Below are 12,427 nucleotides of genomic sequence, written 5' to 3' on the forward strand. Positions count from 1 at the left end.
TCAAATAACTAATTTTCTATAATGATTAGTCGTGTTTACCGATATTTAGCAGCTATTAGACAATTATTTCAAACTGCGCTTTAATAATTTTACTAGTCTTCTAATAAAACACCAATTTCCTTTTCCCTAGCCCTTTGATAGTAATAAGCAGCAATGGCTACATCAAAAATGGCCATACCCATTGGATTAAATAATATTGCTTTGTCATAAGGGAAGTTTTGCAGTGCTCCTCGGATTACAACGTCAGCAATTGATACTGTATCTTCTTTTTGTAAACCTCTTTCAAGGTGCATCCTTTCAACATCAGTTTTTTCACGACAGACTTCTTCCCAATTATCAACAACTAGGGATTTTGTATATTCTAAGATATCAGGCTTAAAATCACGAAGAGAAACATTGAGTAGTAGCGCTCCATCTTTAGGTTTCTTATCAATATAACCTTCTGCAGAAACAGTACAAGTAATAAAAATATCAGCATCATTATAGGCTTCTTCATAAGCATTAACCTTTTGAGTTTTAGAATAAATTTCCTCAGGAATTAATTCGTCTTTAATTCCATTGATATCATATAGGTAAACACTTTCGATTTTATTGCCTAATAGGGCAGTTACCATCTTTAAATGCATCTGACCAATAGGTCCAAATCCAATAATTCCAACTTTAACATTATTTAAATCTCTTAACTTGGCAAACTCTCGAATCATTAACCCTGTAACAGAAGCTGTTCGTATAACACTGACCATTGCTGTATTAAGCGTCGCAAATGGTTTTCCAGTCATAGCATCATTTAATATAGTAACTGAATGAGCACGTTGAATACCTTTCTCAATATTCTTCGGAAAACTAGCTATCCATTTGATTCCTGAAACCTTAAATTCTCCTCCAATATAAGCTGGCATAGCAATAATTCTATTAGACGGATCATCGAAACGTAAGTATGGCTTAATTGGCTGAGAAAAATCATCTAAATCAAGACTTTTTACTGCCTTTGAAATGACATTTATTGTTTCTTCCCAATTAACACCCATTTCATTGATATGTTTGGTATTTAAATACATCATAATTGCTTCCTCATTTCTATATCATTTTTATAAAGAAACTAATTGGTCTTCTACTGATTTTTGTGTATTGAGCCATTCTACCCACTCTACGTTGTAAATAGTTGATGTGTAAGCTTGTCCATTATCAGGACACAAGAAAACAACATTAGGTGTATTTTGAACATCCTTATTTTCAAAATACTTTTGGATTGCATAATATGAAGTCCCTGATGATCCACCAGCAAATATTGCATGTTTATTAAATAGCTCATAACAACCTACAACAGTATGAACCTCCGGTACAATCATTACATCATCAATCAATGCTTTTTTAACCATACCAGGTATCATACTGGCACCAATTCCTGGTATGTACCGTTTACGAGGCTTATCACCAAAAATAATGGACCCTTGACTATCTACCGCAATAATTTTAATATTAGGGAATTTTTCTTTTAATCGTGTAGATACCCCAGCGATAGTTCCTCCAGTACTCACTCCAATGAATGCATAATCTAACTGTTTAAAATCATTAGATATTTCTCCACCAATTCCTTGATAATGGGCTTCAAAGTTATCAGCATTATTATATTGATTTGTCCAGTATGCTTTAGGAATAGTATTTAAAAGTTCTTCCACCTTATTTAAACGCGTTAATAAATAGCCACCTGTTTCATCTCGTTCATCCACTTTAGCTACTTGATAGGAAGTTGCTCTCAAAAAATTCTCATAACTATCATTAATATTTGGATCAATAACTGGTATGAATTTCAGGCCGATATACCTACAAAGAGTAGCAAGAGCAACCGCAAAGTTACCAGATGAAGATTCGATAATCGTAGAATTTTCAGTCACTTCACCGCGACTTATTGCTGATTTTAAAATATGGTAAGCAGCACGTACTTTAACACTATTCATTAAATTGTAATATTCTAGTTTTGCATACAAATTAATCTTTTCATGCTCTAATTTAATCATAGGTGTGTTGCCGATTACCCTTTCTAAACTCTCTAATTTCTTGAGCATAATTTGCTTCCTTTCTTGGTTAAAATCTAAAAAAATTAATTAAACATTTGTAAGTTCTAATATAAATCACTTTTAAATAACTTATATTCATGTTTACTTTAAATGTCCTTTCGAATGTAGCTCAAATAGAACTTATAGCTGAAACACAATAAATGCTAAATTCTTTAGTATCGGTAAGCTAAGCACCATTCAAGTACTGCCATAGCACTATTTAGCTTGTTTTCGGCCTGGGTAAATACAATACTTTTCGGTCCATCAATAACTGTTGCTGCTACTTCTTCCCCCCGGTGTGCTGGGAGGTCATGCATGAAAGTAGCTTCCGGATATAAAGTCAAAATTCTCTCTGTCACTGCAAATGGATTAAATGCATCTTTCCATAAAGGATCGATTTTGCTTGTCCCTGTTGTTTGCCACCTTGTTGTATATACAACATCCACTTCACTAGGTAACATTTTTATATCATGACATTCAATAACTTTAGCACCAGATAATCGTGCATATTCTTTTGATTTTTCAAGCACACTTGGAGACACTCCATAACCAGCAGGTGTAAAAAGATATAACTCCGTACCTGGAAAACGAGATAAAGAAAGAGCTAGAGCTGCAGCACTGTTATTACCTTCTCCCATATATAAAACCCGTAATCCAGCTATTTCACCAAATTTTTGTTTCATTGTTGTTAAGTCTGTTAGCGCTTGTGTTGGATGTTCTTCCGTACTCATTGCATTAATGACTGCCATACGACTTTGAGATGCCAGTTTTTCCATTTCCTTTTGACTATCTGCAGTTCTTGCTACTAGTCCATCCAGCATTCGCGAAAGTACTTGAGTAGTGTCTTCTATAGACTCCCCTGTATTTTCTTGCAAATCATTTGGACCATACGTTACAATTTGTGCACCCATTTTTAATGCTGCAACAGAAAATGCCGATCGAGTTCTAGTCGATGTTTTACGGAAGTAAATCCCAATTATATTTCCCGCTAATATTTGATTAGGTTGCGATTTACCTGCGGCAAACTCTACCCCACGAGTTACAATTTGGTTAATATCACTATCAGTAAGATCCTCAAGAGTAATTAAATGTTTTCGAATAGCCATTATTATATTACCTCCCTTTTGAATAAGTGCATGTAACAAAAATGTATTTACACATATATGTAAATCAAAACTATTAAACAGCTAAGGTAAAACATAATAGATTGCAAATATAATTTAAGTGGATCCATTACCACACTTTTCTATATTTGTTTTTAAACTAATGTATAGCAGTTGATATATAGCCTATATGAACTCGAATACTATTTTTACTCATAAATACTTACATATAATTCTATTGTTAGTCTATATTCCTATTTTTTATGATATAGCTCTGCTGAATATATTACACACTACAACGCTAAAAATATACTCAAAATACTGAATTTTCAGCTTTCTCAATTCTTTTATCAATTTTCTGTCAATTCATACTTGAATTCTCTTTTTTACTAATAATATACATACAATGTTGGCCGTTTCTTTTATAGCCCCATCTCTATAAAATCCGCCCATTCAAAAGTATCGTTTTCCGGATTGTCAGTTAAGATGCAAATTACTGCTGCAGTCATTAAAGAGCCCTCTTTAAAAGAGATATACTCCTTCTACTGGCTCGCTATTTATAGTTATGATAATCTCTTAATTGTTACAGCTACAACGCTAACAATTATTATTGTAACCATTGATCTAAGTAAACAAACAATGAATGGCATACTAATATATACACAAAGTAATCTATTAAGCGTAAAATGATTGCATATCCAGCAAGTTTAATTACTTATTCAGATCTTTACTTTTAGAATTTTCAAAATTAAATTCCCGAAAATTTTCTTTCCTTAGGGAAATATCGCTCATTTTAAACTATGTAAGAATGCTTATCTTCTATAAAGTAATTACACAAATCAACAAAATCAATTTCAATTATTGATTCTGGAAAACTGTCTAAAGAAGCACAACAAGAAAGCTTATAATCTTTACCAATAGTAAACTTTTTATAATAAACTTCATTAGATAACATGTCACCATAAAATATTGTATTTTTATTAATAACAAAAGAGTTTAAAGGTATAGTTAGCCCTTTCCCTATCCATTTAACAAAGCTTTCTTTTATAGTCCATAATTCATAAAACACATCTAATTGTTGTTCTACATTTAATGAATTTAAATAATTAAATTCTTCCTCAGTAAATATATTTTTAATCATTGTAGTATCTATGGGCCGAACTTTTTCTACATCTATTCCTACTTCTTCCTCATGAATAGCTCCAACAACCCAACTTTCGGAATGTGATATATTAAAATGAAAATGATTTAACTCATTAACATAAGGCTTTCCGTATTCATTGTATTTATATTTAATATCTTTATTTTCTTTTGAGAAATTTGTAGTAATTAAATATCTTATTATAATGTCTCCAATTAAGGCACTATATTGGTCGGGCTTTCTTTTATATTTCTGTATTTTCATCTGCTTTTCTTTTGAGACCAAACACATAAGTTTCTGCATAATATTATGTTCTATATTTCTTGGCACACGTACCTTATATATATTCATTATTTCCTTCCCACCTAACATCTTATATAAATATAAAAAACTCTCAATGAACAATTCCTATTTATTTTTAATAGTAAAAAACATTTTCAGAGGATAATATTCTATTTTATATTCATATTTTCCACTTATTTTCCAACCTCTTTATATTTATTATTGAATGGTCTCAAAGAAAAAAGTCTCATAATATGTTATACACGAATTTATGAGACTTTTAGAAAACTAATAGTGTACAATTTCAAATAATATTTCACCTATTTACATGTGCTAATAAGAGCATTTGTTTAAAATTCATTTTTATACTCTTTACCAATTCATGAATATGCGGTTTCTCTAACATACTCAGATGGGAACCTGGCACTTGCAAAGCGTATACTTCCCCTGATGTATATTCATTCCATCTGTTATAATCTACTAGTGGGTGAATGTCATTAATAGATGCATTAAATAGAAAGATATCTGCTTTTATTTTTTGTTTACAATTATATTTTAGGTATGCATATCTATTAGCTATCATTACTTTTAACTTATTCATCATTGGATCTTCAAAATTTTGCTGACAACTATTTTCATTCAATGTAAATTTTTTCAGTAAAGATTCTATTAATTGTTCTTCACTCATTTGCTCAAAACTAATTTTCTCAATCCCTAACTGATCATTGAATTTTTCCAATTCTTCAAATGCATTCTTAATATTTAAACTAAGAATCTCCCTACCTTGTTCAATAGGATGAACATCAAGTAAACCTAGAAAACTAACTTTATCACCTAGTTCTTCTAATTTTCTAGCCATTTCAAATGCAACTATTCCTCCAAAAGACCATCCTAATAAGGTATATGGCCCTTCTTTTTTTACTTGTTTAATCTCTTCTATATATCTTACCGCCATTTCCTCTACAGATAAGTTTGGAAATCTACTACCATCATATCCTATAGATTGTAACCCATATACAGTCTTATCCTCTCCTAATTCTCTAGCCAAATCATAATAGTTTAATATACCCCCGCCTTGCCCATGAATAATGAACCATTGACTATCCTTGTTTGTTCCATTTTGAATTGGAATTAAACACTCACTGTCTATTCCTTTATTCCTACTTATTACATCACTTAATTGTTCAATAGTAGCCTTTTGAAATAATAAACTTAATGGCAGTTGCACATTAAACATTCTCTTGATATTTTCGAATAACTTTAGTCCCTTAAGAGAATGACCACCTAATTCAAAGAAATTATCATTTATACCAATATTATTTACGCCTAATATACTACTCCAAATATCAATTAAACTACTATCTATTTCATTTCTTGGTGGTACATAATTACTATTGCCCAGTGTATTTAGCTTCGGTAACTTACTTCTATCTATTTTCCCATTTTGTGTTAATGGTATATTGTGAATTGGTATAAGTTGTTGAGGTATCATATAATGTGGTAACTTTGTTGCCAAATATGCTCTTACCTCTGGAATAGGAATATCTTTTTCTGTAACTACGTATGCACATAAATACTTTTCCCCAGCTTCATCTTCTTGATCTATTACTACGGCCGTTTTGATTGTCTCATATTTTAATAAACTCGCTTCTATCTCACCTAGTTCTATTCGATATCCCCTTATTTTTACTTGATGATCGACTCGGCCCAAATATTCAATGTTACCATCAGGTAGCCACCTTGCTATATCCCCTGTTTTATATAGTTTCTCACCTCGTTCAAATGGATGATCAATAAATTTATCTGCTGTTAATTCTTTTCGATTGATGTATCCTCTAGCTAACCCTATACCAGAGATACATATTTCACCTGGAACACCTATAGGTTGTATCCTATGAAATGAATCCAATATATAAATTTTAGTATTTAACAATGGCGAACCTATCGGTACGTTTTGTGTTGTAATTTCTTTATTACTCTCATATCGATAAGATGTACAACAAACTGTAGCCTCTGTAGGTCCGTATCCATTTAATATTTGGAGGTTCCCCCTAAATAGATGATCGTATTTTGCGAGTAATTCTGTTTTAATGGGTTCTACTCCCACAAGTAGCTTATTTAACACTATCTTCTGGTTATCTCTAACAAAATAATCATATATTTCATTTAATAAAGTAGGTGGAATATATGATAATGTAACCTGTTCCTCAAGAATGACTTGTACAAGTTTTGTTACATCAAACTTCTCACCTTGATAAATAGTCATTCTTGCGCCATATATCAATGGGACAAATATCTCAAAAATAGTAACATCAAAAGAAATACTACTTGAGAATAGAACGTTATCAGTTATCCCTATATCTTGAGAGAAATCTTCATACATTGCACACAAAAAGTTAGTCAAGGATCGATGTTCAATCATTACTCCTTTAGGTTGTCCTGTAGAACCTGATGTATAAATAACATACGCTAAGTTGTGAGGTTCTATCATCATGTGCATGTCTTCTCCTGGTTCTTCTTCAAAAGACATATCCATTAGATCTATTACATTACCTTGGAATTCTATCCCCTTTATAATAGAGTTTTGATGTACTAATACATGTGAACACCCACTGTCTGTCAGCATATATTCCACTCTTTGTTTTGGTAAGTCGGTATCAATTGGTAAATACGCCCCACCTGCTTTTAAGACACCTAATATACCTATAACCATCTCGATGGAGCGTTTCATCATCACACCAACAATGGATTCTCTTTTAACTCCTTGGTCTAATAACCTTCTCGCCAACTGATTAGCTTTTATATTTAATTCATTATATGTAATTCCTTTTTCATTACATACAACGGCTATTTGATTAGGGTTCCGTTTTACTTGTTCTTCGAACATTTTATGCACTAATAAATGATTAGAATTTGAATTCTCTTTTTTGTTAAATTCATTCATAATATAATGTTCTTCTTCTATAGATAACATATTAATATTACGCAATCGTACTCTAGGGTTATTAGTTACTTCCTCAACTATATTTGTAAAATGTACCATTAACCTTTCTATTGTCTCCGCTTTAAATAACTTAATACTATATTCTACTTTTAAATGAATGTTATTATCTATTTCCGTTGCTACTAATGACAAATCAAATTTTGAAACTGACTGCTTAAACGGATACGGTGTAAATTCTAATTCACCAATAGATATTGGATTCATATCCATGTTTTGAAAAACAAACATGGTATCAAATAATGGATTTCTACTTGTATCCCTATGCAAGTCTAAACCTTCTAATAGTTCTTCAAAAGGATAGTCTTGATTTTCATAAGCTTCTAATGTATTGAGTTTTAATCTACTCAAAAACTCAATAAACTCATCGTCATTTTCTAGATAATTTCTCATTACCAAAGTATTAATAAACATACCAATCATATGATTAGTATCAGAATGAGACCTTCCAGCAATAGGCGAACCTACAATAATGTCTTCTTGACCTGTGTATCTAGATAAAAGTATGTTATAAATGGCCAATAAAATCATATATGGCGTGGTACCAGTTTCAGTTGCTAGCTTATTTACTTTAAAAGTTAAATCTGTTCCCAAATTAAAAGAACAAACATTACCTTTAAAGCTTTGTATAGTCGGTCTTTGAAAATCGGTTGGAAAATTTAAAACCGGGAGTTCTCCTTTTAAAGTTGTTAACCAATAATTCTTTTGTTCACTAATTAGATTCTTATAGTAAGGTCCATTTTGCCACATCACATAGTCTTTGTACTGCACTCTCAATTTTGGAAGCTCATTTCCTTTATACAATTCTACAAACTCTTTTATTAATATCCCCATTGATAAACCATCAGATATTATATGATGCATATCTACTACAAGGATATGTCTTTCTTCTGCTATCCTTAAAAGCAACACCCTTAATAATGGAGGTTTTGATAAATCAAATGGACTTATAAACTCATGTATTAAATAATCCGCATCTTTTTCATTTACATGAACGTATTCAATATTGAAATCTATATTAGGCTCAATTTTCTGCACTAATTCCCCATCTAAAATTTGAAAAGAAGTTCTTAAGATTTCATGTCTCTCAATTAAAGATTGAAATATATTTTCAAACTTATCTTTACAAATATCCCCTTCTACTTTAAGTATTGTGGGCATATTATAAGTTGTATTTGTACCATCTTCGAATTGATCTACTATAAACATTCTCTTTTGTGACGTAGAAGCTAAATAATACTCTTGTTGTTTTACAGGTTCTATGGAAATATAATTACTTTTTTCCATTTCTAATATACATTTTGAAAAATCAACCAAAACAGGAAACTTAAATAGGGATTTAATAGATAATTGCACATTAAATTCTTTATTAACAATAGAAATTAGCCTAGCAGCCTTTAATGAATGACCACCTATCTCAAAAAAATTATCCCGTATTCCTATCCTTTGTATTCCTAATACATCTTTCCAAATCTCAACTAATTTTCTTTCTATAGAATTTGTCGGCTCTAGATGACTAGATTTCAAATTATTAATAGGTTGAGGTAATTTTTTTCTATCTATTTTTCCGTTTTGTGTTAACGGTATGTTTTGAATGGATATGATTTGTTGAGGTATCATATAATAGGGTAACTTGGTTGCTAAATATGCTCTTACCTCTGGAATAGGAATATCTTTTTCTGTAACTACATACGCACATAAATACTTTTCTCCACTTTCATCTTCTCGCTGTATTACTACGGCGGTTTTGATTGTCTCATATTTTAACAAACTTGCTTCTATCTCACCTAGTTCTATTCGATATCCCCTTATTTTCACTTGATGATCAACTCGTCCCAAGTATTCTATGTTACCATCAGGTAGCCATCTCGCTATATCTCCTGTTTTATATAATTTCTCACCTCGTTCAAATGGATGATCAATAAATTTATCTGCTGTTAATTCTTTTCGATTGATGTATCCCCTAGCTAACCCTATGCCAGAAATACATATTTCTCCTGGAACACCTATAGGTTGTAGCCTGTGAAATGAATCCAATATATAAATTTTAGTATTTAACAATGGCGAACCTATTGGTACGTTTTGTGTTGTAATTTCTTTATCCCTCTCATATTGATAAGATGTACAACAGACTGTAGCCTCTGTAGGTCCGTATAAATTTAATATTTGGAGGTTCCCCCTAAATAGATGATCGTATTTTGCGAGTAATTCTGTTTTAATTGGTTCTACTCCCACGAAAAGTTTATTTAACGATATCTTCTGATTCGCCCTTACAAAATAATCATATATTTCATTTAATAAGGTAGGTGGAATATATGCTAACGTAACCTGTTCCTCAAGAATGACTTGTACAAGTTTTGGTACATCAAACTTCTCACCTTGATAAATAGTCATTCTTGCTCCACATACCAATGGGACAAATATTTCAAATATAGTAACATCAAAAGAAATACTACTTGAGAATAGTACATTATCAGTTATCCCTATATCTTGAGAGAAGTCCTCATACATTGCACACAAAAAATTAGTTAAGGAACGATGTTCAATCATTACCCCTTTGGGCTGGCCTGTAGAACCTGATGTATAAATAACATATGCCAAATTTTGAGGTTCCATCGTTATCTGCAAATCTTCTACATGTTCTTCTTCAAAAGGAATATCCATTAGATTTATTACACTACCTTGAAATGCTACTCCCTTTATAATAGAGTTTTGATATGTTAGTACATGTGAACACCCGCTGTCTGTCAGCATATATTCCACTCTTTGTTTTGGTAACTCGGTATCAATCGGTAAATACGCCCCACCCGCTTTTAAGATACCTAATATGCCTACAATCATCTCAATAGAGCGTTCCATCATCACACCAACAATGGATTCTCTTTTAACTCCCTGGTCTAATAACCTTCTCGCCAACTGATTAGCTTTTATATTTAATTGTTTATATGTAATTTCTTTTCCATTACATACAATCGCTATTTGATTAGGATTCTGTTTTACCTGCTCTTCAAATAATTGAGGAGCTGTTACAGTCTCACAAAGTAATGTTTTATGAACTCTAGTCGTATGATTGAAATCAAATAATATTTGATTCTTTTCTGTTTTAGGCATTACATCTAGATCCATTGCAGATTTATTTGGATCTTTCATTAATATATCTAAAATATTATATAAATGATTAACTATTCTACTAACTAATCCTTCACTATATAAAGTAGAATTGTAATCCACTTGAACCTTTAACTGTTCTTCATTTTTCATAAACCTAATAACCATATCAGAGTTTATTTTATCTGTACTCTCATAACAATGAATATCATCTAACATTACTATTGTATTTAATAAGGGAAGATTATTACTCTCTCCATCTAGACTTAATAATTGAGTAAGTTTATTAAAAGGAAAATGACAATGTTCATTTGACTCTAAAATTGTTTCTTTAATTTTATATATTATTTCTTTAAAATTATCTTCTTGATTTATTTGAGTACGTAATAATAAAAAGTTGTTTTGAAAAACCGTCTCTTCTTGACCTTGTTTAAAAACTGGCATTCCAATTACTACATCATCCTTATCGGTATATCTACTTAAGAGATATTTCACACCTGATAATAAAATAGTGTATAGTAACATATTAGAATTATTGCTAATTGCTACAGCTCTCTTCGCAATATCCGATGGGAATTGACAATAATAACTTTCTTTAGAAGCCTGAATATTATTTAAAGACAGACAATCACAAGGAAATCTACTTAACTCAACATCACCTGATAACTTGTCTAACCAATATTCTTTTTCTTTTTTAAATTTTTCACTAGATAATAAAACCTGCTGGGTAAATTTATCAAGCATTTTTTCTTCCCACCATTCTCTATGATATTGATACTAAATACTACATATTTAGTGGTTATGTTCCCCATAGACCTATCCGTTTTATCATGAGGGGGCACAATCATACTCGTCATTGGGAGTTTTCTTCCTCAGTAATAAAACTCCCAATGACGACCAATTAGATTGCTACTTTAACAATAGAAGTTTCACATAAAGCATAGAAATGCACTTTTCTCTTACTCAGATACATCTCTTAATTTTTTTACTTCACAGATTTTACCCTATCTAGTATTTTCATAATTAACTCGCCCACGATGTCAGCTTGATGTAGTAAAAACATATGACCACCATTAACTGTTAGAAAATAAACCTCATTGCCCCATTCTACCCAATTCTTAGCCCCTTTTACTGTATAATTAGAGTCTGTTGTTCCACTAATAATATATAGGGGCGCTTTCAACAATGTTGTGTCATCATTTATATAATTCTCAATGGCACGAAAGTCTGATCGAATAACTGGAAGGATATAGTTTAAAAGCTCCTGATGTTGTAATACTTCATCCGGTAATCCTCCCAAAGACTTTATATAATCTATAAAGTCTTTATCATCTAAATGATTTGTTTTTCTTCTTATTTCCGGTGGATTCATAGCAGAGATAATAACATTTTTAGGATTTATACCCTTACTTTCTAAAATTTGAGCCATACGGTGAACTATAATTCCTCCCATGCTATGGCCAAATAATGTAACCTCTCCCTCTAAAATTGGTTGCATCTCCATTAAATATAAATTAACAAGATCATCTATGTTATCAACTAGTGGAGAAAGATTAGGACCATGGCCTGGAGGATCAAATGAAATAAGTTTTATATCTTTCGGTAAATAATTCTTTAAAGATAAAAAAGAATTCGAATAGCCCCCAGCATAAGGAACACAAACCAAATATTTGTTACTATTCAATCCTGGCGATAAATCTTTCATTAATTTTCTCAAGTGACTTCTCCTTTATTA

At 31.3% G+C, this 12,427-nt stretch carries 6 protein-coding genes; all 6 read right to left on the bottom strand.

Translation table 11 applies throughout. The features are described from left to right. Positions 1–92: 92 nt before the first annotated feature. Positions 93–1,061 (bottom strand): 2,3-diaminopropionate biosynthesis protein SbnB, encoded by a 969-nt coding sequence (sbnB, locus tag OXT04_RS14105; protein ID WP_267415378.1) that lies wholly within the window; start codon positions 1,059–1,061, stop codon positions 93–95. Positions 1,062–1,088: 27 nt separating this feature from the next. After that, positions 1,089–2,066 (bottom strand): 2,3-diaminopropionate biosynthesis protein SbnA, encoded by a 978-nt coding sequence (gene sbnA, locus OXT04_RS14110; RefSeq protein ID WP_267415380.1) that lies wholly within the window; start codon positions 2,064–2,066, stop codon positions 1,089–1,091. Positions 2,067–2,230: 164 nt separating this feature from the next. Continuing rightward, on the bottom strand, positions 2,231–3,163 hold the full coding sequence (locus OXT04_RS14115) for an ornithine carbamoyltransferase (protein ID WP_001007706.1): 933 nt from the start codon (positions 3,161–3,163) through the stop codon (positions 2,231–2,233). 790 nt (positions 3,164–3,953) lie between these two features. After that, positions 3,954–4,652, bottom strand: coding sequence for a 4'-phosphopantetheinyl transferase family protein (locus tag OXT04_RS14120; protein ID WP_267415383.1), 699 nt, complete (start codon positions 4,650–4,652; stop codon positions 3,954–3,956). Between the two features lie 247 nt (positions 4,653–4,899). Then, positions 4,900–11,436, bottom strand: a complete 6,537-nt coding sequence (locus OXT04_RS14125; protein ID WP_267415385.1) for an amino acid adenylation domain-containing protein — start codon at positions 11,434–11,436, stop codon at positions 4,900–4,902. A gap of 241 nt (positions 11,437–11,677) precedes the next feature. Continuing rightward, positions 11,678–12,409, bottom strand: a complete 732-nt coding sequence (locus OXT04_RS14130) for a thioesterase II family protein (protein WP_001228852.1) — start codon at positions 12,407–12,409, stop codon at positions 11,678–11,680. Positions 12,410–12,427 lie beyond the last annotated feature (18 nt).

The sequence above is a fragment of the Bacillus sp. GC_Bacil_1 genome (assembly GCF_026540675.1).
GTDB lineage: Bacteria > Bacillota > Bacilli > Bacillales > Bacillaceae_G > Bacillus_A > Bacillus_A cereus.